At 70.7% G+C, this 25844-nt stretch carries 25 protein-coding genes; 12 read left to right on the top strand and 13 right to left on the bottom strand.

The window, feature by feature from the left end; translation table 11 throughout:
* Nucleotides 1-12: 12 nt before the first annotated feature.
* Nucleotides 13-411, top strand: coding sequence for a cytidine deaminase (locus FNH13_RS06125; RefSeq protein WP_143784973.1), 399 nt, complete (start codon nucleotides 13-15; stop codon nucleotides 409-411).
* Between the two features lie 58 nt (nucleotides 412-469).
* On the opposite strand, the gene FNH13_RS06130 is transcribed toward FNH13_RS06125, so the two are convergent.
* Both FNH13_RS06130 and FNH13_RS06135 read right to left on the bottom strand, forming a co-directional pair.
* Nucleotides 470-1180 carry a hypothetical protein gene (locus FNH13_RS06130; RefSeq protein WP_143782646.1) on the bottom strand — a complete coding sequence of 237 codons (711 nt, stop codon included), beginning with the start codon at nucleotides 1178-1180 and terminating at the stop codon, nucleotides 470-472.
* 115 nt (nucleotides 1181-1295) lie between these two features.
* Nucleotides 1296-1826 (bottom strand): MarR family winged helix-turn-helix transcriptional regulator, encoded by a 531-nt coding sequence (locus FNH13_RS06135; RefSeq protein ID WP_143782647.1) that lies wholly within the window; start codon nucleotides 1824-1826, stop codon nucleotides 1296-1298.
* 107 nt (nucleotides 1827-1933) lie between these two features.
* On the opposite strand from FNH13_RS06135, the gene FNH13_RS06140 reads away from it, so the two are divergent.
* A complete protein-coding gene (locus FNH13_RS06140; RefSeq protein ID WP_143782648.1) occupies nucleotides 1934-3226 on the top strand; it encodes a thymidine phosphorylase in 1293 nt (430 codons plus the stop codon).
* A 6-nt stretch (nucleotides 3227-3232) separates the two neighbouring features.
* Here FNH13_RS06140 and FNH13_RS06145 read toward each other — a convergent pair whose 3' ends face one another.
* Nucleotides 3233-3688, bottom strand: coding sequence for a GNAT family N-acetyltransferase (locus tag FNH13_RS06145; RefSeq protein ID WP_143782649.1), 456 nt, complete (start codon nucleotides 3686-3688; stop codon nucleotides 3233-3235).
* Nucleotides 3685-5397 carry an ABC-F family ATP-binding cassette domain-containing protein gene (locus FNH13_RS06150; protein ID WP_143782650.1) on the bottom strand — a complete coding sequence of 571 codons (1713 nt, stop codon included), beginning with the start codon at nucleotides 5395-5397 and terminating at the stop codon, nucleotides 3685-3687. The genes FNH13_RS06145 and FNH13_RS06150 overlap by 4 nt, the downstream gene beginning before the upstream one ends.
* A 196-nt stretch (nucleotides 5398-5593) precedes the next feature.
* Between FNH13_RS06150 and FNH13_RS06155 the strand changes: the two genes are divergently transcribed.
* The 4 genes from FNH13_RS06155 to FNH13_RS06170 all read left to right on the top strand — a co-directional run bounded on the left by FNH13_RS06155 (nucleotide 5594) and on the right by FNH13_RS06170 (nucleotide 8681).
* Nucleotides 5594-5815: a hypothetical protein gene (locus FNH13_RS06155; protein WP_143782651.1), complete on the top strand. Its 222-nt coding sequence runs from the start codon at nucleotides 5594-5596 to the stop codon at nucleotides 5813-5815.
* A 233-nt stretch (nucleotides 5816-6048) separates the two neighbouring features.
* A complete protein-coding gene (locus tag FNH13_RS06160; RefSeq protein WP_143782652.1) occupies nucleotides 6049-6657 on the top strand; it encodes a TetR/AcrR family transcriptional regulator in 609 nt (202 codons plus the stop codon).
* 129 nt (nucleotides 6658-6786) lie between these two features.
* Nucleotides 6787-7947, top strand: coding sequence for an ABC transporter permease (locus FNH13_RS06165; protein WP_143782653.1), 1161 nt, complete (start codon nucleotides 6787-6789; stop codon nucleotides 7945-7947).
* Nucleotides 7944-8681, top strand: a complete 738-nt coding sequence (locus FNH13_RS06170) for an ABC transporter ATP-binding protein (protein WP_143782654.1) — start codon at nucleotides 7944-7946, stop codon at nucleotides 8679-8681. The genes FNH13_RS06165 and FNH13_RS06170 overlap by 4 nt, the downstream gene beginning before the upstream one ends.
* 37 nt (nucleotides 8682-8718) lie before the next feature.
* Here the strand turns inward: FNH13_RS06170 and FNH13_RS06175 are convergent, their stop codons facing one another.
* The 5 genes from FNH13_RS06175 to deoC form a co-directional block, all read right to left on the bottom strand.
* Nucleotides 8719-9474, bottom strand: a complete 756-nt coding sequence (locus FNH13_RS06175) for a DUF3626 domain-containing protein (RefSeq protein WP_143782655.1) — start codon at nucleotides 9472-9474, stop codon at nucleotides 8719-8721.
* Between the two features lie 12 nt (nucleotides 9475-9486).
* Nucleotides 9487-9891, bottom strand: a complete 405-nt coding sequence (locus FNH13_RS06180; RefSeq protein ID WP_143782656.1) for a type II toxin-antitoxin system VapC family toxin — start codon at nucleotides 9889-9891, stop codon at nucleotides 9487-9489.
* 16 nt (nucleotides 9892-9907) lie between these two features.
* Complete coding sequence (locus tag FNH13_RS06185) at nucleotides 9908-10843, bottom strand: aldehyde dehydrogenase family protein (protein WP_202878875.1); 936 nt, start codon at nucleotides 10841-10843, stop codon at nucleotides 9908-9910.
* On the bottom strand, nucleotides 10840-12285 hold the full coding sequence (locus FNH13_RS19210; RefSeq protein WP_143782658.1) for an aldehyde dehydrogenase family protein: 1446 nt from the start codon (nucleotides 12283-12285) through the stop codon (nucleotides 10840-10842). Before FNH13_RS19210 ends, FNH13_RS06185 begins: the two co-directional genes overlap by 4 nt.
* An 84-nt stretch (nucleotides 12286-12369) precedes the next feature.
* Nucleotides 12370-13365 carry a deoxyribose-phosphate aldolase gene (deoC, locus tag FNH13_RS06195; protein ID WP_143784974.1) on the bottom strand — a complete coding sequence of 332 codons (996 nt, stop codon included), beginning with the start codon at nucleotides 13363-13365 and terminating at the stop codon, nucleotides 12370-12372.
* A gap of 60 nt (nucleotides 13366-13425) precedes the next feature.
* On the opposite strand from deoC, the gene FNH13_RS06200 reads away from it, so the two are divergent.
* The 3 genes from FNH13_RS06200 (at nucleotide 13426) to FNH13_RS19810 (ending at nucleotide 18706) form a co-directional block, all read left to right on the top strand.
* Entirely contained in the window at nucleotides 13426-13773 is a 348-nt protein-coding gene (locus FNH13_RS06200) for a cupin domain-containing protein (protein WP_143782659.1), read from the top strand.
* Nucleotides 13766-14911 (top strand): adenosine deaminase, encoded by a 1146-nt coding sequence (locus FNH13_RS06205; RefSeq protein ID WP_228266620.1) that lies wholly within the window; start codon nucleotides 13766-13768, stop codon nucleotides 14909-14911. The genes FNH13_RS06200 and FNH13_RS06205 overlap by 8 nt, the downstream gene beginning before the upstream one ends.
* Nucleotides 14912-15007: 96 nt before the next feature.
* The gene (locus tag FNH13_RS19810) at nucleotides 15008-18706 is read left to right on the top strand and encodes a S8 family serine peptidase (protein WP_143782661.1); all 3699 of its coding nucleotides are present in this window, start codon (nucleotides 15008-15010) and stop codon (nucleotides 18704-18706) included.
* Nucleotides 18707-18803: 97 nt separating this feature from the next.
* Here the strand turns inward: FNH13_RS19810 and FNH13_RS06215 are convergent, their stop codons facing one another.
* Nucleotides 18804-19619: an RDD family protein gene (locus FNH13_RS06215; protein WP_143782662.1), complete on the bottom strand. Its 816-nt coding sequence runs from the start codon at nucleotides 19617-19619 to the stop codon at nucleotides 18804-18806.
* 25 nt (nucleotides 19620-19644) lie between these two features.
* Between FNH13_RS06215 and FNH13_RS06220 the strand changes: the two genes are divergently transcribed.
* The 3 genes from FNH13_RS06220 to FNH13_RS06230 all read left to right on the top strand — a co-directional run bounded on the left by FNH13_RS06220 (nucleotide 19645) and on the right by FNH13_RS06230 (nucleotide 22228).
* Complete coding sequence (locus FNH13_RS06220) at nucleotides 19645-20640, top strand: stage II sporulation protein M (RefSeq protein WP_143782663.1); 996 nt, start codon at nucleotides 19645-19647, stop codon at nucleotides 20638-20640.
* A gap of 66 nt (nucleotides 20641-20706) precedes the next feature.
* Nucleotides 20707-21618, top strand: coding sequence for a DUF5996 family protein (locus FNH13_RS06225; RefSeq protein WP_143782664.1), 912 nt, complete (start codon nucleotides 20707-20709; stop codon nucleotides 21616-21618).
* A gap of 58 nt (nucleotides 21619-21676) precedes the next feature.
* Nucleotides 21677-22228: a P-loop NTPase family protein gene (locus FNH13_RS06230; protein WP_202878876.1), complete on the top strand. Its 552-nt coding sequence runs from the start codon at nucleotides 21677-21679 to the stop codon at nucleotides 22226-22228.
* A 50-nt stretch (nucleotides 22229-22278) separates the two neighbouring features.
* Here FNH13_RS06230 and FNH13_RS06235 read toward each other — a convergent pair whose 3' ends face one another.
* From FNH13_RS06235 to FNH13_RS06245, 3 genes are all read right to left on the bottom strand, one after another.
* The gene (locus FNH13_RS06235; protein WP_143782666.1) at nucleotides 22279-23574 is read right to left on the bottom strand and encodes a DUF58 domain-containing protein; all 1296 of its coding nucleotides are present in this window, start codon (nucleotides 23572-23574) and stop codon (nucleotides 22279-22281) included.
* 114 nt (nucleotides 23575-23688) lie between these two features.
* The gene (locus FNH13_RS06240) at nucleotides 23689-24678 is read right to left on the bottom strand and encodes an AAA family ATPase (RefSeq protein WP_143782667.1); all 990 of its coding nucleotides are present in this window, start codon (nucleotides 24676-24678) and stop codon (nucleotides 23689-23691) included.
* Nucleotides 24678-25844, bottom strand: a complete 1167-nt coding sequence (locus tag FNH13_RS06245; protein WP_143782668.1) for a DUF4350 domain-containing protein — start codon at nucleotides 25842-25844, stop codon at nucleotides 24678-24680. The genes FNH13_RS06240 and FNH13_RS06245 overlap by 1 nt, the downstream gene beginning before the upstream one ends.

Genomic DNA, 25844 nt, shown 5'->3' on the forward strand with positions numbered 1-25844 from the left:
GACCGCCTGATGATGCACGAGCAGGAGATTGACTGGGTCGCGCTGAAGGCGCGGGCCACCGAGTTGATGGAGCGTGCCTACGCGCCCTACTCCCAGTATCCGGTCGGGGTCGCCGGACTGGTCGACGACGGCCGGGTGGTCGGCGGGTGCAATGTGGAGAACGCCGGCTATGGCGTCACCCTATGCGCCGAGTGCGGGATGATCTCCGAGCTCATCGCGACCGGCGGGGGACGCCTCGTGGCCGTCTCCTGCGTCAACGGCTCGGGCGCGACGATCATGCCGTGCGGTCGGTGCCGTCAACTCATCTGGGAGCACGGCGGAGCCGAGTGCCTCCTGGAGACTCCCCGCGGGGTGCTGCCGATGGATCAGGTGCTGCCGCAGGCCTTCGGTCCCGAGGACCTCGAGGCCTGAGGATCTCGGCGCCGCCGGTCAGGCCGACCGAGGCGGCGACAGGGATGGTTGTGCCTGCTCAGCGGGTGAGCAGGCACTCCTGAGGCAGCCCGGCGGCGAGCATCCTGGTGGCCTGGGTCCCGTCGGCGGCGACGAACAGGGCGGTGCCACCGATGCCCTTGACCCGCTCGTAGGTCGTCTTGATGGTGCCGGCGTCGATCGCCATCCGTCCCTCGGCCGCCGGAATGAAGTCGGGGGAGACCGGGGCCTGTGGCGCCTGCCCTGCCTGGTCTGCGGCGGTCTGCCCAGCAGGGTCCTTGCGGGCGACCTTGGCCGGGTCCAGCGGGGCGTGACCCATCGCCTTGGCCAGCTCGTCCATCAGCCTCCGGTCGTCCGGGCGACCACGCTCGGGGGCGGTGAAGACCACCTCTCCGTCCTGCACCTGATAGCGCTGGACGGCCAGGCTGGCCTCCCGGTCCCGGGTGAAGGTCGTGTAGGCGATGCCCTCGCCGGCCTCCTGGGGCGGCAGGTCCTCGCTGCCAGCACGCTCGGGGAGAGTGACCTGGGCCGCCACCGCCAGCATCTGCGGAGCCAGTCCGATCGCGAGGGTCGACGCGCAGGACAGGACCACCTCCAGGCGCGGTGCCGTGATGACGGCGAGCACGCGGTCCTCGCGCAGGGCGATGAGCGTCGGCGACATCGTGGCCTCACCCCCGGCCTGGCGCAGCGAGCGGCGCTTGAGGTCCTGGACACCGGGAACGATCTGTTTCATGGCCTGGGCGAGGTTCACCGGCACAGGATCGCACAACCCGGGCACCCGGCATACTCACGGGGTGCTGCTCACCACCGCCTCACCGAGGTCGGTGTCCTCGGGTCAGCTGCCGTCCACCTCCCGGCGGGTGGACTCACTGCTGGGGCTCAGCTCCGGGTCGACGGTAGGGCAGGCTCATCAGGCCCCGCGGGTCGAGGCTGGTGAGCAGCGTGTCGGTGATGGCTCCGAGCTGCCTGACCTGCTCGCTGCTGAGTCGGTCGAAGACGAGCTCACGCACCTGCTCGACGTGCGTGGGGGCGGTGGCCTCCAGGAGGTCCCAGCCGTCCTGGGTCAGGCGCACGATCGTGACGCGTCGGTCCTGGTGCGCCGTGGACCGCTCGATCATCCCGCGGGCCTCGAGGCGACGGGCGACGTGGGACAGTCGCGGCAAGGTGGCGTTGGTGCGGGTGGCCAGGGCGCTCATCGGCAGTGTGCGCTCGGGTGCCTCGGACAGCCTGGCGAGCACGTAATAGTCGAAATAGGTCAGGTCGGCAACGCGTCGCAGGCGCGAGTCCAGCTGCGCGGGAAGAAGTTCCAGGACAGCCACAAGACCGACCCAGACCTGGAGCTCGTCCTCGCTCAGCCAGCGGGTCGCTCCCGGTGTCGGTGTCCCGTGGGTGCTCATCGCCACATCCTAGCCGATAACTTGTGGACACAACTAAAAAATTTGTCCGGAGGAGGGATGCGGTGTCGGCGCTGTCCTGCGCGGCGTCCGTGCGGTTGGATGGGGGCGTGAGCGAGAACTTTGACACCGTCGACATCATCCGGACCAAGCGGGACAGGCAGCGGCTGTCCAGCGAGCAGATCGCCTGGACCATCGACGCCTACACCCGTGGGGTGATCGCCGACGAACAGATGTCTGCGCTGGCCATGGCGATCCTGCTCAACGGCATGGACCGGCGCGAGATCAGCGACTGGACCACCGCGATGATCGAGTCGGGCGAGCGGATGGACTTCGGTTCGCTGAGCCGGCCGACGGCGGACAAGCACTCCACCGGCGGTGTGGGGGACAAGATCACCCTGCCGCTCGCTCCGCTCGTCGCGGCCTGCGGCGTGGCCGTCCCGCAGCTGTCCGGCCGGGGGCTGGGGCACACCGGCGGCACCCTGGACAAGCTGGAGGCTATCCCGGGGTGGCGGGCGGACCTGTCCAACGAGGAGATGCTCGCCCAGCTCGAGAGCGTTGGAGCGGTGATCTGCGCGGCCGGGTCCGGACTGGCGCCGGCCGACAAGCGCCTCTATGCGCTGCGTGACGTGACCGGGACGGTCGAGGCGATCCCGTTGATCGCCTCGTCGATCATGAGCAAGAAGATCGCGGAGGGCACCGGGGCGCTCGTCCTGGACGTCAAGGTCGGCTCCGGTGCGTTCATGAAGGACCGTGAGCAGGCAACCGAGCTGGCGCGCACCATGGTCGCGCTCGGCACCGACGCCGGGGTCCGCACGGTGGCTCTGTTGACGGACATGTCGATCCCGCTCGGGCTGACCGCCGGCAACGCGCTGGAGGTGCGCGAGAGCGTCGAGGTCCTGGCCGGCGGGGGGCCCGCTGACGTCGTCGAGCTCACCGTGGCCCTGGCCCGGGAGATGCTTGCTGGTGCCGGCCGAGACGACATCGACCCCGCCGATGCCCTCGCCGACGGGCGCGCGATGGACGCCTGGCGGGCGATGATCTCCGCCCAGGACGGGGACCCGGACGCTGAGCTGCCGCGCGCCGCGGAGACCCAGCAGATCACGGCGGAGTCCGACGGGGTGCTCACTCGACTGGATGCCTACCAGGTCGGGGTGGCCGCCTGGCGGCTGGGCGCTGGCCGGGCCCGCAAGGAGGACCCGGTGCAGGCCGGAGCGGGTGTCGAGTGGCACGCGCGACCGGGAGACACGGTGCGCGCGGGCCAGCCGCTGCTGACCCTGCACACCGACACCCCCGAGCGGTTCGCCCGGGCGACCGAGGCGCTCGCGGGGGCCTGGGAGATCACCGAGGTGTCGGCATACTCCCCGTCGCCGCTGCTGATCGACCGGGTGGCCGCCGACTGAGCAGGCTCAGGTCAGCGGCTTGACCATGATCAGGGTCGGGCCGTCCCAGTCCAGGCCCTCGAACTCCTCCAGGGGCAGGAACCCGCGAGCCTGATAGAAGGCTCGGGTGGCGGCATACCCCTCGTCTGCGAAGGAAGCACCCACGGTCTTGACCTCGAGCAGGTGCGCCCCGTCGGCGACCAGGTCCGCCTCGATAGCCGCGAGCAGGGCTGACCCGACCCCGCTGCCGTGGGCCTGCGGGGTGACCGCGATGAGGTGGATCTCGCCGGTCATCGGGAAGTGCCGGTCCAGCAGCGCGACCCCCACGGTCGTGTTGTCGACGCGGGCCAGATAACTGGCCTTCTCGGCGGCCGCGCGCACGTAGTGCTCGTTGGCCTCGGGGATGCCGAACCAGTCCGGCAGGACCGCGAGGATCTGGCGGGTCGCCTCGGGGTCGTGGTCTCGGACAATCGTGACGTTCATGCCGGTCCTTCCAGGTGGAGGCGCTCGCCGGTCCAGCGCTCGCGCAGCCACCGGTCGTGGCTGGCGACGACGACGGCGCCAGGGTAGTCGGGCAGGGACTGCTCCAGCTCGGTGACCAGGAGCAGGGACAGGTGGTTGGTGGGCTCGTCGAGGGCCAGGACGTCCGGCGGGTCGGCCAGCAGGGTCGCCAGGTCGAGCCGGCGGCGCTGGCCCACGCTGAGGGCACCGACGCGGCGCTCGGCGTCCCGACCTGCGATCAGCCCGAAGGTCGCCAGTGGCGTGCGCTCGGCACGCTCTGGTCCCACCGCTGCCTCATAGGCGCTGCGCACCGACTGCTCGGCGTCACGGGCGAGCGGCTCCTGACTGAGCAGGGCGACCCGCAGCCGCCGCGACGAGGTGAGTGACCCGTGGTCGGGTGCCAGGTCGCCGGCGAGGACCGAGAGCAGGGTCGACTTGCCCGAGCCGTTCGGTCCGGTGACGAGCAGTTGGCTGCGGGGGCGCAGGCTCAGCGTCGTGGGAGCGAGGCGCCCGGCGACCGCCAGGCCCGTCGCGGTCAGCACCGGGCCGGTCGTCGCACCAGCCGCCGTCGCGCCTGCGCCGGCGCCGACCTCGCCGAGGCCGATGAACCGCAGCCGGGCAGGCGGCTTGCGCACCTGGTCGTGCTCGAGGCGCTCCAGGGCAGTCGACGCGTCGTTGACCCGGCGCGCCACCACCTTGGCGTTGCGGTCGGCATAGAACTTCTTGGCCGCTCCTCCCTCGGTCCGAGGGGGCCGGTCGGCGCGCCCGACGGTGTGGTCGTCCCGGACCCGGGCACGCAACCTGGCCAACTCGGCCTGCTCGTCCCGGAAGCGGCGCACCCAACGGTCGCGCTCGGCATACCGATCCTGGAGGTATGCCGTGTAGCTGCCGGTGAACTTCGTGACGCCGAACCCCGACCCGGGGGAGTCGCGGTCCTGTCGCACCGTGGCATAGGGGCGCGGCGCGGGGTCCAGGTCGAGCAGGGTGGTGGCGGCCTCGTCCAGGAACGCCCGGTCGTGGCTGGCGAGCAGCACCGGCCCCGACCAGTCGCGCAGTAGACCGACGAGGGTCTGGGTCGCCGCGTCGTCGAGGTGGTTGGTGGGCTCGTCCAGCAGCAGCGTGTCGGGCGAGCGGAGCAGGAGCCAGGCGAGGGAGAGGCGCGAGACCTGACCGCCGGAGAGCTCGCCAGCTGGACGGTCGCGGGGTAGGGCGGCCAGGTCGAGCCCGGCCAGGACGCGGTCGGTGCGGTGGTCGAGTTCCCAGGCGTGATGCCGCTCGGCGGCGTCGATCGCGGCCTGGAGACGCGACGCGGCCGTGGCGTCGCCGTCGGCCAACGCCTGGCCCTCGACCTCGACGAGGTGGGCGAGCTCGCGCACCGGCCCGGTGGCATCCTCCAGCACCTGCGCGATCGTCAAGCTGAGGCGAAACGGTGGTTCCTGGTGGAACAGGCCGACCGTGCCGGGGGCGCTGACCGAGCCGGCGTCGGGCTCGTCGAGGCCGGCTGCAATGCGCAGCAGGGTCGACTTGCCCGAGCCGTTCTCGCCGATCAGGGCGGCGATCTCACCGGAGGCCACCGTGCACGAGACGTCGGTCAGCACACGACGGTCGGGGAAGGACCGCGAGATGCCGTCCAGGCGCAGGTGATCAGCGCCGGAGGCGGCAGAAGTGAGCAGGGGTGAGGGTTGGGTCATGGGACTCCTGTGGGAAGCGGAGACCGCAGCCGTCAGCGCGAGGGCGAGATGGCGCGGCGGGGCAACTTCAGGAAATCCACATGGCATGGACCGTAAGGCGCTGGGTGGGCCGGGGGCAAGTGGTTATCCGGGCATGGGCCGGGGTTGGGCGGCAATTCGGTGGCCGCGCTCGCGACGTCCCGCTAGCCTCTGCCCCGTGGCCAACCCTGACGGATTCGACTACGCGGTGCGGGGCGAGGATGTCGTCGTGACCCACCACGGTCGGCCGGCGACGACCCTTCGAGGGAGACGTGCAGCCGCCTTCCTCGAGGACGTCAGGAACGAGGATCCGCAGGAGCTGATGGCGAGGCTGACCGGCAACTACCGGCGGGGCAACGAGCGCCAGGCCCGCCAGCACCCGCGCAACCGCGGACGCTGACCACACGCTCCTCCACACCGGTGCCCGACGTCAGGAAGTGCGACGTTCCGCCGGGCTCAGCCAGGCCAGGGCCCGGACCGACTCCTCGCGCCCGTAGGGCGCATGCACGCGAAGGCCCAGCTGGGGTCTGGATCTCACGTGCGGCTGTTCGCCCGTTGGCTCCGAGCCCAACTTGCGCCGATCGCAGCGGGGAGAGTGCCCGTCGAGCGTGCCCCGGCGTAGGGTGATGCGCCATGCCGAAGATCAGTGCACCGACTCTCGTCCAGCATCGTGCTGCGCGGGAGAGGGCATTGCTTGACGCGGCGCACGAGCTGTTGCTGGAGTCCGGTGAGGCTCCCGGTCTGCCGCAGGTGGCCGCCCGTGCCGGCCTGGCGCGCACCAGCATCTACCAGTACTTCGGCTCCAAGGCCGACCTCCTGCGTGCGATGGTGCGCGACGTCTATCCGCGGTGGACCGAACGTGTCACCAGCGCGATGGCCGCCGCACCCACCGACGCCGACCGTGTGCTTGCCTACGCGGTCGCCAACCTGCAGCTGGTGGCCGAGGGAACCCACGCCATCGGCAGTGCCCTGGCCGCCCTTGCCCCGGACGAGGAGCTCGACGAGCAGGCCACGCGCATGCACCGGGAGATCCAGGAGCCGTTGATCCAGGTCCTTGCTTCCTTGGAGGTGGAGTCGCCCGAGGACGTCGCCGCACTCGTCAGCGCCGTCGTGCATGGGGCGACGCGCATCCTGGAGTCAGGTGTCGACGTTGACATGGTCATCGGGCACGTGTCGCTGATCCTCGGGCCGTTGGTGCGCGAGCTCGGTGGGACAGCCCAGCTGGCCACAGGGAGCCCGTGAACAACGGATTTCGTCCTCCGGTCGAGCCTGTGGCACGATGTCAACATCTTCCCGACACGTTGTCGTTAAACGTTCGGTCCGCACCAGCGGGTCCGAACGTGCGCGGCGGCTGCCACGACAAGAGTTCTCATGTTTCTAGCGCTACGCGAGCTGCGGTTCGCCCGCGGCCGGTTCGGCCTGATGGGCCTGGTCATCTCCCTCATGGCCGTCCTCATGGTGATGCTCTCCGGGCTGTCCGCCGGCCTGGTCAACGACGGGGTCTCCGGCCTGAAGGCGATGCCGGTCACCGCGTTCGCCTTCGACGAGGGCACCAAGCAGGACAACGCCTTCTCCAGGTCCGTCGTCGACGCAGAGCAGGTCGCCACCTGGGGACATCATTCGCAGGTCGAGGCCGCCGAGCCCATGGGTGTCTCCATCGTCAACGCGGTGACCGGCGACGGCGATCAGATCGACCTGACGCTCTTCGGGGTGGCGCCACACTCCTTCCTGGCCCCCGCGATCAGTGCCGGCCAGGAGTTCGGCGACCCGGCGGGGATCGTCGTCTCGGACACCGCCCGGGAGGACGGGATCGAGCTCGGCACCGTCATCACGCTCGACCGCATCGGCACGGAGCTGGAGGTAGTCGGTTTCACCGAGGGACAGGCCACCTTCGGCCACGTGGACGTCGCCTATCTGCCGCTCGGCACTTGGCAGCTCATCGCGGCTGGTGAGGCACCTGACGGTGCTCCCACCTCCGAGGAGGTCGCGGCCCTCGACTTCGATGCCGCATCCGTCGTCGCCCTGCGCGCGGTGGAGGGCACGGACCTGGCGGCGGGCAAGGCTGACGTCCTCGCCGCTGGGGACGCGGATGCTGCCACGACCACGATGATGCTTGAGGAGGCGTTCAATGCCTCCCCGGGCTACCAGGCGGAGACGCTCACCCTGGACATGATTCAGTGGTTCCTCTATGCCATCGGTGCCTTGGTGGTGGGTGCCTTCTTCACGGTGTGGACGATCCAACGAGGCCACGAGCTGGCCGTCCTGCGTGCCATGGGGGCCTCCGTGCGTTATCTGCTCGGCGACGCCCTGGCCCAGGCCGCCATCCTGCTGGTGACCTTCACCCTCGGTGGGCTGGTGGTCGGGATCGCCCTGGGGAGCCTGATGCCGGCCGGCATGCCGTTCTCGCTGGAGGCCGGCCCGATCGCCACTGCGAGCGCAGTGATGGTCCTGCTCGGCCTGGTCGGCGCGACCGTCGCCGTGCTGCGGGTGACCCGCATCGAGCCGCTGGCCGCCCTGGGAGGAGCCCGATGAACACCCGTGCGGGCACGCACCCGACCCCGCCCGACGCGACCGGACCGGCTGCCCCCGCCCTCGTCCTGGCCGACGTCACTCTGGAGGTCGGCGACGGGGACGGCAAGATCCGCGCCCTCGACGGGGTCAGCCTCGAGGTCGCCACCGGGGAGTTCGTCGCTGTCATCGGCCCCTCGGGCGCCGGGAAGTCGTCCCTGCTGGCCGTGGCGGGCGCGCTCGCAGCGCCGACCTCCGGTCACGTCGAGGTGCTCGGGCAGGACCTCGCGTCCCTGCGTCGTCGAGGTCAGGGGCAGCTGGCACGGTTCCGACGCCAGCACCTGGGCTTTGTCTTCCAGGCCGGCAACCTCATCCCCGCGCTGACCGCCGCCGACCAGCTGCGACTGGCCCACCGACTGGGCCGCCGTCGTGGCGAGCCGCGCGGCTCCGACCCCCTGCCCCTGCTGGAAGCGGTCGGCATGGATCACCGCGCCACGCACCGCCCCGGACAGCTCTCCGGCGGCGAGCGGCAGCGCGTGGGGATCGCCCGAGCCCTTGCCAACGCACCCGGCCTCCTCCTCGTGGACGAGCCCACCGCCGCGCTGGACCGGCAGCGCAGTCACGACATCGTCGCTCTCCTCGCCGCCCAGGCACGAGAACACGGGGTAGCCGTGGTCATGGTCACCCACGACCACGACATCCTGACCCACGTGGACCGCGTGACGGAGATGGTCGACGGCCGGCTGCAGCCGGCGTAGGGTCCACGCCGAGGTGTGCCAGCCGATGCCCTTCGGCTCAGGGATCGTCAAGGGTCTGCTGGCCGAACCGGGCCAGGTAGTGCCAGACGCGCTTCAGAGCCTGGGGGTCGTACTGCCGGGACCGGGCGACCTCCCCGATGAGGTCGGGCGTGACCACCCGGCCGAGAGCGCGTGCGAGAGCGACGAACTGAGGTCCGCGGTAGTCCGGGTCGAGGGAGGAGGACGCGACCTCAAAGCCGGGATGCCACTCCACCGGGCATCCCAGCGACTGCGCGGCCTCCTCGACCGTCGTCCCCCGAAAGCAGGGATCGAGGACGACGGCCTCGACGTCTCGGCTGATGGAGACGCCGCCGTGCACGTGAGCCTCGACGTAGCGGTCCAGCAGGTCATGCTCACCGGTTCGGGCCTGGTCGACCAGTTCCTCGACCTCCTGGAAGCCGCGCACCGCGTCGGGTTCGAACACCGAGTCCGGATAACAAAAGGTGCTGCGGGCGTTGACATCAGGACGCAGTCGCAGGTGCGCCGACCCGAACCTGACGGAGGCGCCATACGGCCCGTCGTCGAAGTTCAGAGCGCCATAGACCGGCCGCTCCCGAGGGCCGCTCCGGTCATAGCGCCCACCGAAGAGGCGACTCTCCCACCGCCAGCGGTTGCCACCCTGATGAGCCGTCAGCCCTCCGTTGGAGGTGCCGGTCTCGAACTGGCTCAGATAGACGCCGTCACGGACGATCGACTCGATGACCATCTCGTCACGGTGGGGCCAGTCGGGGTGGAACTGGAGAGTCACGTGCACGGTCGACCCTCCTCAGGACAGTGCGGCCACGAAGTCGCGCCAACCGACGACCTCGATCAGGCCGTTGGCCAGCGAGCGCAGCGCCTCGTCGTCGGTGACGAGCACGTCCGCCTGCAGGCGCGCCACGGCGATCAGCTCCGCCGGTCGCGTGTCGTCCAGCTGCAGCTCGCTGGCGATCCGCCACGCCTCACGACGTGAGACGCGGTCACCCAGCAACCGCATCCGCAGCCCCGCCAGGCGATCGAGCAGCGCGTTGCGCTCGGCAGCCCCCAGGTCGGGCTCTCGTTGTTCCCGATAGAGGAGCGAGAGGACCTCGGAGCGCAGGCTCGCCGTCCCGACGAGCTGGTGCTCGCCGGGGTCGATCCCCTCCTGGACGAGCCGGAGCGTCGTCGGGGCATCGACCGCGAAGCGCGTCACCTGGGCAGACCTCGCCTCAGATGCCCTTGGGGTGCCAGACGGTCTTGGTCTCCAGGAAGGCCTCGATCCGGGACAGCCCGGGCTCGACCGCGAAGTCCGGCTCGATGGCCATGACGCCGGAGCCGGCCGGTCGCAGCACCCGCTTGAGGTTCTCTGCCGCGGCCGCCTCCAGGTCGCCCCACACCACATCGGGGGCGTCCGCGGCACCGGTCAGGTCGATCGCGTTGACGTCGCGGTGCGAGGCCAGCCACGGGGCGACCTCTGAGGTGATGCCGGTGATCAGGTTGACCGCGCCACCGGGCACGTCCGAGGTGGCCAGGGCCTCGGCCAGGGTGATCGCCGGCACCGGCCGGCCCTGGGAGGCCAGGACCACAGCCGTGTTGCCCGAGACGATGATCGGCGCCACGACCGAGACCAGCCCGAGCAGCGACGAGCCCTGCGGTGCCAGCGCCGCCACGACGCCGGTCGGCTCGGGAGCGGAGATGTTGAAGAACGGTCCGGCGACCGGGTTGGTACCGCCCAGGATCTGCGCGAACTTGTCGGACCACCCGGCATACCAGACCCATCGGTCGATGGCAGCCGAGACGTTGGCCTCGGCGCGGGCCGCCGTCAGCCCTTCGGCGGCCTGCACCTCGGCGACGAACTGCGAGCGGCGCGACTCCATCACCTCGGCGACGCGATAGAGGACCTGGCCGCGGTTGTAGGCCGTGGCACCGGCCCAGCCGGAGACCGCCTTGCGGGCGGCGACCACCGCGTCGCGGGCATCCTTGCGCGACCCCTGAGCGGCGTTGGCCAGGAACTTCGGCGACCGGCCGGAGGAGAAGACCTCATAGGAACGGCCCGACTCGCTGCGGGGGAACTTGCCGCCGATATAGAGCTTGTAGGTCTTGCGGACGTCCACCCGCGAGGAGGCGGTGGACCTGGCGGCCGGCTTGCGCGTCGAAGTGCTCACTGGGACGCTCCCGTCGTGACATAGGCGGACAGTCCGTGGCGGCCACCCTCCCGGCCGTAGCCGGACTCCTTGTAGCCCCCGAACGGGCTGGTGGGGTCGAACTTGTTGAAGGTGTTGGCCCAGACCACACCAGCCTTGAGCTGGTCGGCCATCCATAGGATCCGGCTGCCCTTCTCGGTCCAGATGCCTGCCGACAGGCCGTAGGGCGTGTTGTTGGCCTTGGAGACCGCCTCGCCCGGGGTGCGGAAGGTCAGCACGGACAGCACCGGGCCGAAGATCTCCTCCTGGGCGATGCGGTGGGTCTGGCTGACGCCGGTGAAAATCGTGGGGCGGAACCAGAAGCCGTTGGCCGGCAGCTCGCACTCCGGTGCCCACCGGGTGGCACCCTCGGCCTCGCCCACGGCAGCGAGCTCGGTGATGCGGTCCAGCTGCTCGCGGGAGTTGATGGCACCGATGTCGGTGTTCTTGTCCAACGGGTCACCGACCCGCAGGGTGGCCAGGCGCGCCTTGAGCTTGGCCTCGACCTCCTCGGCGATCGACTCCTGCACCAGCAGGCGCGACCCGGCGCAGCAGACGTGGCCCTGGTTGAAGAAGATGCCGGTGACGATGCCCTCGACGGCCTGGTCGAGCGGGGCGTCGTCGAAGACGATGTTGGCGGCCTTGCCACCGAGCTCCAGCGTGGCCTTCTTGCGGGTGCCGGCGATCGTGCGCGCGATGGCCTTGCCGACAGCGGTGGAGCCGGTGAAGGCCACCTTGTCGACGCCCTCGTGAGCGATCAGCGCGCGCCCGGTCTCACCCGCACCGGTGATGATGTTGACCACGCCGGGGGGCAGGTCGGCCTGCTGGCAGACCTCCGCGAACAGCAGCGCGGTCAGCGGCGTGGTCTCGGCCGGCTTGAGCACCACGGTGTTGCCGGTGGCCAGGGCCGGGGCGATCTTCCAGGCCAGCATCAGCAGCGGGAAGTTCCAGGGGATGACCTGCCCGACCACCCCGTGCGGCCGGGGGTTGTCCCCGAGGGAGGCGTAGGCCAGCTTGTCGGCCCAGCCCGCGTGGTAGAAGAAGTGCGCCGCAGCGATCGGCACGTCGACGTCGCGCGACTCCTTGATCGGCTTGCCGTTGTCGAGGGACTCCAGCACCGCGAACTCGCGGGCCCGCTCCTGCATTATGCGCGCGATCCGGAACAGGAACTTGCCGCGGTCGGCACCGGACAGGCGGGACCAGGAGCGGTATGCCGTGCGCGCGGCGGCGACGGCCCGGTCCACGTCGTCGGCACTCGCCTCGGAGACCTCCGCGAGGACCTCCTCGGTGGCCGGACTGATCGTCTTGAACGGGGTGCCGCCGCGGGAGTCGACGAACTCGCCGTCGATGAACAGCCCGTAGGAGCTCTTGAGGTCGACGACGGAGGGGGACTCCGGCGCCGGTGCGTACTCGAAGGTGGGCATATCTCTCGTCCTCGCGTCTGGGCAGTTCGGGTCTGAGGGGCCTTGGGTTTTTGGGGGGCCGCGGGGGCGGAGCCCCTGTGGGAGCTAGTAGAGGCTGGGGGAGTCGTCGGCGATGTAGTCGGAACCGGAGTAGGCGCCGGTGGCCATCTTCTGCCGCTGCAGGATCAGGTCGTTGAGCAGGCTGGAGGCGCCGAACCGGAACCACTCGTTGGTCAGCCAGTCCTCTCCGGCGACCTCGTGCACGCTGACCAGGAACTTGATGGCGTCCTTGCTGGTGCGGATCCCGCCAGCCGGCTTCACCCCGACCATCTGACCGGTCTGCTCGCGCCAGTCACGCACCGCCTGCAGCATGATCACCGTCACCGGCAGGGTCGCCGCAGGGCTCACCTTGCCGGTCGAGGTCTTGATGAAGTCACCGCCGGCCAGCATCGACAGGTAGGACGCGCGGCGCACGTTGTCATAGGTGACCAGCTCGCCGGTCTCCATGATCACCTTCAGGCGGGCGTCACCGCAGGCCTCCTTGACGGCGACGATCTGGTCGAAGACGGTCAGGTAGTCGCCGGACAGGAAGGCCCCGCGGTCGATCACCATGTCGATCTCGTCGGCTCCGGCGCTCACGGCGTCCGCGACGTCGGCCAGCTTGACCCGCATGCTCGCACGTCCGCTGGGGAAGGCGGTAGCGACGGCGGCCACCTTGACGCCGCTGTCACCGAGGACGTCCCTGGCATGACCGACCATGTCGCCATAGACACAGACCGCAGCGGGCCGCGGGGTGCTCAGGTCGCTGGGGTCGGGAGTCAGCGCCCTGGTGGCCAGACCTCGCACCCGCCCCGGGGTGTCGGCACCCTCGAGGGTGGTGAGGTCGATCATGGAGATCGCCGTGTCGATCGCCCACGCCTTGGACGTGGTCTTGATCGAGCGGGTGCCGAGGGAGGCGGCACGGGCCTCGGCGCCGACCTGGTCCACTCCGGGCAGGCCGTGCAGCCACGAGGTCAGGGCCTTGTTGGTCACCTGCGAGACACCGAGGATCTCGCGGGCGCGGACAGGGGTCCCGGCCGGTGTCGTCACAGGGACGTCGATGTCTGTGCTCACCCGTTGAGTCTAGCCCGGCGGGTCAGCGGGGCACCTAAGATCGCTGTCATGGCACAGCACCTGGAACCCGTCCGCATCCCCGTCCCCGGGGGGAAGGTGATCGAGGAGTTAGCCGGTCGCGTCGCCACCGGGCACAACAACTACTCCGTCGCGCGGATGAGCGCACCCGCGGGGTGGGACGAGCCCACCCAGCGCCCGGACTTCGACGAGGTCACCTATGTCCTGGCGGGAGAGCTGCTCGTGCACACGGAGGCGGGCACCGAGACGGTTGGGGCCGGACGCGGCGTCCTGACCCGGGCGGGGGAGCGGGTGCGCTATGAGGCCGGTCCCGAGGGCGCCGACTATGTCGCTGTCTGCGTGCCAGCCTTCTCCGAGGAAGGGGCACACCGTGCCTGAGACCCAGGACCAGACAGTGGACCACGAGACCATCCGGGTCGCTCCCAAGGCCCTGCTGCACGACCACCTGGACGGCGGGCTGCGCCCCGCGACCGTGCTGGAGCTGTCCGCCCAGATCGGCCACGAGCTGCCGGCCGACGACGTCGATGGGCTGGCTGAGTGGTTCCGGGCCAGCGCCGACTCCGGGTCGCTGGTGCGCTATCTGGAGACCTTCGACCACACCATCGCCGTGATGCAGACCGCCGAGGGACTGCGCCGCGTGGCGCGGGAGTGCGTCGAGGACCTGGCTGCCGACGGCGTGGTGTATGCCGAGTCGCGCTATGCCCCTGAGCAGCACCTCTCCCAGGGGCTGAGCCTGGACGAGGTGGTGGAGGCCGTTGAGGAGGGCATCCGCGAGGGCGAGGCGCTGGCTGCCGAGGCCGGCCGGCCCATCCGGGTCGACACCCTGGTCACCGCGATGCGGCACGCCGCCAAGTCCCGGGAGATCGCCGAGCTGGCGGTGCGCCACCGAGACGCCGGGGTCGCCGGTTTTGACATCGCCGGTGCCGAGGCGGGGTTCCCGCCGACCCGCCACCTGGACGCCTTCGAGTATCTGCGCCGGGAGAACTTCCACTTCACGATCCACGCCGGTGAGGCCTTCGGGCTGCCCTCGATCTGGGAGGCGATCCAGTGGTGCGGTGCCGAGCGACTCGGCCACGGTGTGCGCCTCGTCGACGACCTCACGATCGACGGGGTGCCCGTCGCCGAGCTGGACGACCAGGTGCCCTATGCGGAGTGGACCGAGGAGCAGCTGGCCTCGGTGCAGCTCGGCCGGCTGGCGGCATACGTGCGGGATCGACGCATCCCGCTGGAGATGTGCCCCTCGAGCAACCTGCAGACCGGCGCGTCACCCACGATCGCGGCGCACCCGATCACGTTGCTGGACCGGCTGCGCTTCCGGGTGACGCTCAACACCGACAACCGGCTGATGAGCGGCACCTCGATGTCTCGGGAGATGGAGCTGCTCGTCGCGGAGGCCGGCTGGGACCTGCGCCACCTGCGGCGCGTGACGGTCAATGCGATGAAGTCGGCCTTCCTGCCCTTCGACCAGCGCCTGGACATCATCGAGAACCAGATCAAGCCGTTCTACGACGGCTGATGGGCAAGATGTCAGCGAGCGACTCTGGTCAGTGGGCCTGATCGACGTTACTGTGTGGTGGATCACACACCTATCGGCCCTACGGGAGTGCCACCCATGCGCGTGAGATCCAGCCGTCCACTGACCATCCGAAGGGCCGGCACCAGCGCCGTGGCTTCCGCCGCGCTGGTCGCCGCAGCCCTCAGCGGCGTCGCCGCCGCTGACACACCCCCGGAGCACGCCGATCTGGGAGATGCCTCGGACTACGGGGTGCTCGCCTCGCCCGCGGACACGGTCTATGACGAGGGGGTGCTCTCCGGCTCGCCGCGTGTGCCGTCCGGCTACTTCGTGCAGCTCAGCGCACCGCCGGTGGTCGCCGGTGGCTCGGCGGCCACGGTCGCTGCCGAGCAGGAGGCCTTCCTCGCCGAGGTGGCGGAGCAGGGCGCGGACCTAGAGGTCTCCACCAGCTATCAGTCCGTCTGGAACGGCCTGGCGCTCTCGGCCACGGAGGCGGACCTGTCCGTGCTGGCGGCCACCAGCCAGGTGGAGGCGATCTTCCCGATCTACACCGTCGACCTGCCGGAGGACCAGACGGGCTCGATGCAGCCGATGATGGGCTCGGCGATCGGCATGACCGGCGTCGATGAGGCGCACGCGATGGGCATCACCGGTGAAGGTCTGAAGATCGCCATCATCGACACCGGAGTCGATGTGGACCACCCCGACTTCGGCGGTGGCGGGACCCCGACCGACGGGCAGCACAGCCAGTGGCGCACCGCGCAGATCCAGTACGGCATCGACCTGGTCGGCGACGACTACAACGCCGACCCCGGGTCCGCGGCCTACAGCCCGACCCCGGTCCCGGACGGCAACCCCGACGACTGCAACGGGCACGGCACCCACGTGGCCGGCATCGCGGCCGGCAATGGTGACCCGGACGCCGATGGTGTGGTCGGTGTCGCTCCCGACGCAGCGATCGGCGCCTACCGCGTCTTCGGCTGCGCCGGCTCCACGACGGCCGAGATCATGCTGGCCGCGATGGAGCAGTCCTACGAGGACGGCATGGACGTGGTCAACATGTCCATCGGCTCGGCGTTCGTGACCTGGAAGCAGTACCCCACCGCCGTCGCCGCCGACGCGCTCGTCGACGCCGGGGTCGTCGTGGTCGCCTCGATCGGCAACAGTGGCGCCGAGGGTCTCTACTCCGCGGGTGCACCCGGGGTCGGCGACAAGGTCATCGGCGTGGCGTCCTACGACAACACTCAGATCGTCGTCAACGCGGTGACCATCAGTCCCGATGACGCCGAGATCGGCTATGTCAATGCCACCGGTGCGGCCCCGACCCCGACCGAGGGCACCACGGTGCTCTCCAGGCTGGGGGACCCGGGTAGCGCCGAGGCCCGAGCCTGCGTGCCCATCACCGCCGACCTCACAGGCACCACGGTCCTCGTCGAGCGCGGGGCGCACCCCGACCACCCTGCCTGCGACGCCTCGTTCTACAACAAGGCCCTCCAGGGTCAGGAGGCTGGCGCCGAGGCCGTGATCATCTACAACAACGTTGCCGGCCTGATCAACCCCACCGTCGAGCCGCCGACGCCGGCCGACCCACCGATCACCATCCCCGTCATCTTTATCCAGCAGGCCGACGGTGTGCTGATCGACGGCCGCGTCGTGGCCGGTGAGACGACGCTGACCTGGACCGACCAGGAGACCACCATCCCCTCGCCCACGGGTGGCCTGATCTCGAGCTTCAGCTCCTACGGGATGACCGCCGAGCTCGGTCTCAAGCCGGACATCGGTGCGCCGGGTGGCAACATCCGGTCGGCGTGGCCGCTGGAGAACGGCGGCTATGCCACCATCTCGGGCACCTCGATGGCCTCCCCGCACGTCGCCGGCGCGGTCGCCCTGCTGCTGCAGGAGCACCCAGACCTCAGCGCCGCACAGGTCCGGGACGTCCTGCAGAACAGCGCCGACCCGGCCCTGTGGTCGCTCAACGTCGCGACGGGCCTGCTCGAGGGCGCCTTCCGCCAGGGCGCCGGCATGCTCGACGTGGACGACGCGATCCTGGCCACGACCTCGATCACCCCGGGCAAGCTCGCCCTGGGTGAGGGCGAGGCGGGTCCGCAGACGGTGTCGCTGTCGGTGACCAACACCGCCGACGCTCCGGCGACCTACGACATCGCCAACAACGCCGAGACCATCGCGGTCGGACCGCCGACCGACGTGCCGTCCTACTACTACGACCCGGCTTCCATGACGGGTCCGACCGAGGTGACCGTCGGTGCCGGCGAGACCGCGGTGGTCGAGCTGACCATCACGCCGCCGGCGAGTTCGCAGCGGATGTACAGCGGGTGGATCACCTTCACGCCAGGCGAGGGCGACCCGCTGCGGGTGCCGTATGCCGGCTTCTCCGGTGACTACCAGAGCCTGGAGGTGCTCACTCCCGGCACCTCCGGTGCCCTCCCGGTGCTCGGTCAGCTCACCGCGTGTGACCGGCTGATCGGCGATGAGTGTGCCTGGAACGGAGTCTGGGACACCTTCGCCGACACCGGTGCCGGCGACGAGCCGGTCTACACCCTCGTGGACGGCGACGTCCCAACGGTCCTGGCGCACCTGGAGCACCAGGCGCGCTCGGTGACGCTCACGGCATACGAGGTCAACGACGATGGCTCGCAGGGCGCCGAGGTCGGGGTGGTCTCCACGCAGGACTATCTGCCGCGCTCGGCGGCCCAGGGTGACTTCAGCGCGTTCGTCTGGGACGGCACGTTCCAGGGCGAGGCTGTCGCGGACGGCAAGTACCTCCTGGAGATGAGTGTGCTGAAGGCGCTCGGTGACCCCGCGAACCCGGCCCACACCGAGACCTTCACCAGTGAGCCGTTCACCATCGGCAGCGCCGTGTCCCCGCCGAGCTCACCGGAGGTCACCCGGTATGTCGGGACGGACCGGTACGCGACCGCCGCACGGATCTCGGCCGAGTACGAGCCGGGCGTGGACCGCGTCTACATCGCCACCGGCCGGGACTATCCCGACGCGCTCGCCGGGGCAGCGCTCGCCGGGGCCGAGGGTGCGCCCCTGCTCCTCGTCCGGCCGGGGTCGATCCCGGCGGCCACCCAGCTCGAGCTCAACCGGTTGGATGCGGGCGAGATCATCGTCCTGGGCGGCACGAGCGTCGTGGACGGGAAGGTGGCCAGCCAGTTGCGGGACTTCACCGATGGTGCGGTGACGCGAGTGTCAGGCACCGACCGTTATGCGACTGCGGCGACGATCTCGCAGGCGTATGACGCGGGTGTCGACATGGTCTATGTCGCCACGGGTGCGGACTTCCCGGACGCTCTGGCCGGTGCCGCGCGCGCCGGGGCCACCGAGGCACCGGTCCTGCTGGTGCAGACCGACCGTGTCCCGGCGGCCACCCGGGCTGCTTTGGACCGTCTCGACCCGACCCGCGTGGTCTTGCTCGGCGGCACCACTGCCATCTCGGCGGACGTGGCCATAGAGCTGGCCGACTACGGCGCGGTGAGCCGCCAGGCCGGCGTTGACCGGTACGCCACGGCAGCCGCGATCTCGACCGACTACGACGCGGGCGTCTCGGTGGCCTTCGTGGCCACCGGACTCGACTTCCCCGACGCATTGGCCGGTGCGGCCCGCGCCGGGCACGTGGAGGCGCCGGTCCTGCTGGTCAAGCCGGGCCAGATCCCGGCGGTCACCCTGGCGGAGCTGGAGCGGCTAGAGGCGGCGGAGGTCGTCATCCTCGGTGGCACCGGCGCGGTCTCCAAGGAGGTCGAGGAGCAGATCGCCGCGCTCGACTACACCGGCTGACCGCAGTGTGAGGTGACGGTGGCGTGGGTGCGAGGCACCTGCGCCACCGTCATGTCTGCGGTGGATACGTCGATCCGGTCAGGTGGGGCACGCCTGGTCAGCGACCCAGCGGGTCGGGGCCGAGCACGCGGGCGCGCAGTTGGTCGTTGCGCTCGAGCCGGATCATGTCGCGGCGTCGGCGCTCGGCCATCACCGCCGCCATGACCGCCTCGGGGTGGGCCTGCGGAGGGGGAGGTGGTGAGACATAGGGCATCAGGTCCGCGAACAGGGAGGACCCGGTGACCGCCCGACTGGTCGGCGTCAGCTCGCGGCTGCGGGACAGGAACTGGCGGACCGCCACCGCCAGGGCGTCGGGCAGGACACCGATGTCGGCGCCGATGGCCCACGGCGCCAGCTCGGCCGGCATCGCCGGCGGCTCGGGCAGGGTGAGGCGCACTCGCTCCCGGACCACATAGGTGCCGGCCAGGAAGTCCCCGAGCCGTTTGGCCTTCTCGTTGGTGGCCGCGATGAGGACCGCGAGCGAGCCGACCGTCAGCCACACCTCGAACCAGGCCGTCAGGGCCCGGATGAGGGCGTGCCGGAAGCCGATGGGTCCGGTGTCGTCGCGCACCGTGCGCAGGCCGAAGACGAGCTTGCCCAGGGTCCGCCCCTTGCTGAACGTCTCACTGGCGACGGGCACGGCCACCAGCGAGCCGACGAGGAGCAGGATGACCATCGCCTGCAGCAGGGCGAAGTCGCCACCGATCAGGTTCCACGGGGCGATCCACAGCGCCAGCACCAGCACGGCCACCACCACGGCGAGGTCGATCGCGCCGGAGGCCATCCGCAGTGGCAGGCTCGCGGCGGGCAGGTCGATCTCGACCGCTTCGGACGTGACGAAGCCCTCGCTGTCGAAGATGCCCCGCGTCGCCATAGTGGGTTCAGCCTATTCTGGCTCCATGGACCTGGATGCACTGGTGGCCCGACGCCGCCTGGGGTGGGAGCGGCTGCGCGTGCTCTCCCGGCAGCGTCACCTCGACGGTGCCCAGGCCGATGAGCTGCTCGACGGCTATCAGCGGGTGGCGACGGACCTGTCGACCGTGCGTTCGGCAGCCCCGGATCCCTCGCTGGTCACCCACCTGTCCGGGCTGCTCGCCGGTGCCCGGCTGCGGTCCGCCGGAACGCGCACCTTCTCCTGGGACATGGTCGGCCGGTTCTTCGTCGAGGACTTCCCGGCGGCCCTCTATCGGCTGCGGTGGTGGTGGATCCTCACCGCGCTGGCCAATGTGGTGGTGGGGCTCGCGCTCGGGGTGTGGCTCTATCACCACCCGGTCGTGGAGAACACCCTGCTGTCCTCGGTGGAGGTCCAGCAGCTCGTGCAGACCGACTTCGAGTCCTACTACTCCGAGCACGCGGCGAGCAGCTTCGCGACACTGGTGTGGATCAACAACGCCTGGGTGGCCGCCCAGTGCATCGTCTTTGGGGTGCTCGGGCTGCCCGTGATCTATGTGTTGTGGCAGAACATCAGCAATGTCGCGGTGATCGGCTCGCTGATGCACCAGCACGGCCGCGCCGACGTCTTCTGGGGGATGCTCAGCCCACACGGGCTGCTGGAGCTGACCGCCATCTTCGTCGCGGCCGGAGTCGGGCTCCGGTTGTTCTGGTCCTGGGTGGCGCCGGGGCCGCGCACCCGTCTGTCGTCGCTGGCCCATGAGGGCCGGACCGCGGCCGGCGTCTCGCTCGGACTGGTCGTGGTGCTGCTGATCTCAGGTCTCATCGAGGCCTTCGTGACACCGTCGCCCCTGCCGACCTGGGCGCGCGTCGGGATCGGCGTGCTGGCCCTGTTGCTCTTCCTCGTCTATGTCTTCACGCTGGGACGCTCGGCGGTGCGCCGGGGCATCACCGGAGATGTGGACGAGTCGCTCGAGGCCCACGTCGCGCCGACCGCCGGCTGATCGGCCCCTGGGCAGGGGTGCGGCGTCTCGCTACAGTGGTCCGACGCAAGACCCGAGGAGACCATCGTGACCAAGAGCGCCGGATGGCCCGAACTGCCCGTCGAGAGCTGGGCCCCCACCCGGGACACGCTGATGCTGTGGTTGCAGATCGTGGGCAAGGTCCGCATCGCCCGCGCACCCCTGCTCAACCACTGGTGGAACTCACCGCTCTATCTGACATCGACCGGGCTGACCACCTCGCTGATCCCGGGGGAGCGCGGTGCGATGTTCTCCATCGACCTCGACCTGCTGGAGCACCGCCTGGACATCTCCACGACGGACGGCGACCGGAGCAGCATGCAGCTGGAGCCCCGGTCGGTGCGGGACTTCTATGCGGAGTTCTGCGAGCAGCTCGACTCGCTGGGCCTGGCGACGCAGATCTGGCCGGTTCCCGTCGAGCTGCCCGACGCCATACCCTTCCCCGACGACGACACACACGACTCCTATGACGCGGCAGCGGTCACGGACTGGTGGCGCACCCTGGTGCAGGTCGAGCGGGTCGTGGACATCTTCGCGGCTAGGTTCGTCGGCAAGTCCAGTCCCACCCATCTGTTCTGGGGAGCTCTCGACCTGGCCACTACCCGCTTCTCGGGACGGTCAGCGCCTCCCCACCCCGGGGGTGTCCCGAACTGCGGGCCGCACGTGATGCACGAGGCCTACTCCCACGAGGTGAGCAGCGCCGGCTACTGGCCGGGCGCCGAGGGCGAGGGGATCTTCTATGCCTACGCCTACCCCGAGCCGAACGGATATCGCGACCGGTCCCCAGGGCCCGAGCGGGCCCGGTGGGACGACGAGCTGGGAGAGTTCGTTCTGCCCTACACGGCGGTGCGCACCGCGGCCGACCCGGACGCGGTGCTGCTGCACTTCCTGCAGGCGACCTACGAGGCCGCCGCCGAGACCGCCGGGTGGGACCGCGCCGCGCTGGAGCGGTCGGGGTGAACTATCACCGCCGTGGTCGCGTGCGTGGTGTCGCTCGGGCGGCTCCTAGACTCCTGTGGTGCTGACCGCCGCCGACCCCCTGCCGTCGTTGCCGCGGCGCGTGCTGGTGGCTGGTGTCAGCGGCAGCGGCAAGACCACCCTGGCCGGGCGGATCGGGGCGCGGCTCGGCATACCGCACACCGAGCTCGACGGTCTGCACCACGGGCCGGGCTGGAGACCGCGGCCGCAGTTCCTGGACGATGTCCGCACGCTCGCCTCGGGTGAGTGCTGGGTGACCGAGTGGCAGTATGCCGCCGCCCGGCCCCTCCTGACGGTCCGGGCAGACCTCCTGGTGTGGCTGGATCTGCCCTTCCCGCTGACCCTGAGCCGGCTCGTGGTCCGCACCGTGCGGCGGCGCCTGCGACGGGAGGTGCTGTGGCACGGCAACATCGAGCCGCCGCTGCACACCATCCTGACCGACCGGGAGCACGTGGTCCGCTGGGCGATCGCCGGGCGTCACAAGCTGGAACATCGCGTGCCGGCGACGCTCGCGGAGTTCCCGCACCTGGTGGGCGTGCGGCTGCGCAGCCGACGTGACGTGGAGCGGTGGGTGGCGGGACTGCCGGACTGATCGTGCGCCCGGTGGGGCGCTGGACCGCAACGCGGCGCGTCCGGTGGTGGTTAGAGCAGGCCCTGCGCCTTCAGCGCCAGGTAGTGGTCCGCCAACTGGGGCGGGAGCTGCTCGGGGTCGGCCTCGATCACGTGCACGCCCATCCGCTCCAGGGCGTCCGCAGTGCGCTGGCGCAGAGAGACGGTGCGCTCGGCCGCGGCCGCGTCATAGACCGACTCCAGGGTGCTGAGGTCCTCGCGCATCCGGCCCAGCTCGGGGTCGGCGACCGACGCGATGACGACCCGGTGGTGGGCGGTCAGGGCCGGGAGCACCGGGATCAGCCCCTCCTCGACCGCGGCCGGCTCGAGCGCGGTGAGCAGCACCACCAGCGCACGACGGCGCGTCACGCCGGTCACCTTGCCGGCGAGCATCGTCCAGTCCGCCTCGACCAGGACCGGCTCGATGGGCGCCATGGTGGACACCAGCTGGTGGAGCAACGCCTTGCGGTCGGTGTTGGGGGTGACCCGGCCACGCACCCGGCGGTCACCGGCGATCAGGTCGATCCGGTCCCCGGCCCGAGAGGCCAGGGCAGCCAGCAGCAGAGAGGCGTCCATCGCGGCGTCCAGGCGCGGCTGGTCATCGATCCGGGCGGCGCTGGTGCGTGAGGTGTCCAGCACCAGGATCACCCGACGGTCCCGCTCCGGCTGCCAGGTGCGCACCACCACGTGCTGACGCCGGGCCGTGGCGCGCCAGTCGATCGAGCGCACGTCATCGCCCTCGACATAGTCGCGCAACGAGTCGAACTCGGTGCCCTGACCGCGGGTGCGCACTGCCGAGCGTCCGTCGAGCTGGCGCAGCTGGGCCAGGCGGCTGGGCAGGTGCTTGCGTGAGTGGAAGGGCGGCAGCGCCCGGACGGACCCCGGCACCCGCACCGACCGTTGACGGGCCGCGATGCCCAGCGGGCCCCAGACGCGCACGGTGACCCGGTCGGTGCGCCGGTCGCCCCGGCGGGTGGGCAGCAGGCGGGTCGACATCCTGCGCCGCTCCCCGCCAGGCACGTCGAGGCGGTGCCGCCCGCCCGAGACTCCTGCCGAGGGCACCCAGGCGTCGCGCACCTGACCACGCATCCGCCGCCGCGTCGGGTTGGTGACCGTCAGCGTCGAGGTCGCGGACTCCCCGAGACGGACCTGTTGGTCGGCGGAGCGCGACCACTCCAGTTTCTGGGGAGAGGGCGCGAGCAACAGGTCGAGCGCCATGATCACCAAGCAGCCCAGCACCCACCACCGGACCGTCGTCATGGACGGCCACTGCAGCACCGGGGCCAACCCCAGCAGGACCAGGGCCACCGCTCGCCAGCTCAGCGCCATGCGGGCACCTCGGCGGGAGAGGGACGCACCGTCATACGGGCACCTCGGTGGGAGAGAGGAGTGCCGTCATACGGCCACCTCAGCGGGGGATCGACGCGAGGTCATACAGCCACCTCAGCGGGGGACCGGCACGGAGTTGAGCGCGCTGTCCAGCACCGAGGTCACCGAGACCCCCTCGAGCTCGGCCTCGGGCCGCAGCGCCAGCCGGTGCCCCAGGGTGCCGTGGGCCAGGGCCTTGACGTCGTCGGGGGTGACGAAGGAGCGACCGTTGAGCCAGGCCCAGGCCCGGCTCGTGCTCATCAGGGCGGTCGCGCCACGGGGGCTGACCCCCAGCTGCAGCGAGGGGGACTGCCGCGTGGCACGGGCGATGTCGACGATGTAGGCGATCACCTCGGGGGCGACCTGCACCTGGCGCATCGCGGCCGACCCGGCGCGCAGGTCCGCCGGTCCGGCGACCGCCCGCACCCCGGCGCCGGCCAGGTCCTGGGGGTTGAACCCGGTGGCGTGACGCTGCAGCACCTGCATCTCGTCCTCACGCGGCGGGATCGGCAGGACCACCTTGAGCAGGAAGCGGTCCAGCTGGGCCTCGGGAAGGGGATAGGTGCCCTCATACTCCACGGGGTTCTGGGTGGCGGCGACCAGGAACGGGTCGGGCAACGGACGCGGGGTGCCGTCCACGGTGACCTGACGCTCCTCCATCGCCTCCAGCAGCGAGGACTGCGTCTTCGGCGGGGTCCGGTTGATCTCGTCGGCCAGCAGCAGGTTGGTGAAGACCGGTCCTGCACGGAACTCGAAGTCACTGGTGCGTGAGTCATAGACCAGGGACCCGGTGACGTCGCCGGGCATCAGGTCGGGGGTGAACTGCACCCGCTTGGTGTCCACGTCCAGGGCAGCTGCCAATGTGCGCACCATCAGGGTCTTGGCCACCCCCGGCACGCCCTCGAGCAGGATGTGCCCGCGGGCGAGCAGTGCCACGATCAGCCCGGTGACCGCCTGGTCCTGCCCGACCAGGGCCTTGCCGACCTCGACGCGGACCCGGTGCAGCGCCTCCCGCGCCTGCTCCGGGCTGCGCTGCTCGCGCCCCTGCTCCTCGTGCGTGCTCATCAGCCGATCATCCCTTCCTCGAGGGACCGCACCTCGCGGGCGATCCGGACCAGTGTCTCGTCATCGGGTGCGGTCGGGTCGACCAGCAGCCGGTGGAGCTCGTCGGTATGCCGTCCGGTCGCCTCCGCGAGGGACCGCACGATCTGTTGTGGCTGGGCGTGCTGGGTCAGGCCGAGCCGGGTGGCCAGTCGGCGGCGGGCAGCCAGCTGCAGTGCGGCCAGAGCCCGCTCCCGGTCCCGGGCCCGGTGATACATCCGGCCACGGCTCTGGGTCGTCTCGATGGAGCGGATGACGGCGGGCAGCGGCTCGGTGACCACCGGTCCCAGGCGTCGACCGCGCCAGACCATCAGCGCGAGCAGGGCAACGGTCAGCAGCACGACCGAGGGCAGGAAGGCATCGGGCAGCACGTCGAGCAGGGACTGCGGAGGGGTCTCCCCGGCGTCGGCGACGGAGGGGATGTACCAGACCAGGTGCGGGTGGGCACCGAGTAGCCGCAGGCCTGCCGCGGCGTTGGCGTCCTTGTCGATGTGTTGGTTGGTCAGGGACGACGCGATGCCGGCCACGACGGTGTCGGGGCGGTCGCCGCTCGCCGGGACCTCGATCAGATAGCCGGCCTGGGCTCCGCCGGCGTTGTAGCCCGGTGTCGGGGGGAAGCATGGGTTCGCGTCGCCACGCTCCCCGGTGACGCGGACCAGCCGGTTGGCCTGGCTGATCTCGTCGCCGTCCCGCCAGGTCAGGATGGTGGACTCACAGCCTGGTGCTGCGGCTCCGACCTGGGCGGAGGCGGACCCCTCGACCGGGAGCCCGAGGGCGTCCGCGGTGTTGGACTCCGGGGTGAGGACGACCAGCAGCCCGGCCTGTCCGGCATACGCCATCACCTCCTCGCCAGCCTCGTCGCCGAGGAGGGCCGTCCCGGCGACCAGCACGGTCGTGTCCGCGGAGGTGGGCGTGCCGAGCAGTTGGGGCAAGTTGCGGGCCACGGTGACCTCGACGCCCTCCTGCTCCAGGACGCGGGCGAGCGCCTGCATCCCACCGTCCTCAGGGTTGTCGGGGTCGAAGGGCAGCTGGTTGGTGGTGCGCATGCCGTTCAGCAGCGCCGCGCCCAGCGCGATCAGCAGCACGAGCAGACCCCACAGGGCCAGCTTGCGGGTGGTGGTGCGGGTCAT

This window comes from Ornithinimicrobium ciconiae (assembly GCF_007197575.1).
GTDB lineage: Bacteria > Actinomycetota > Actinomycetes > Actinomycetales > Dermatophilaceae > Ornithinicoccus > Ornithinicoccus ciconiae.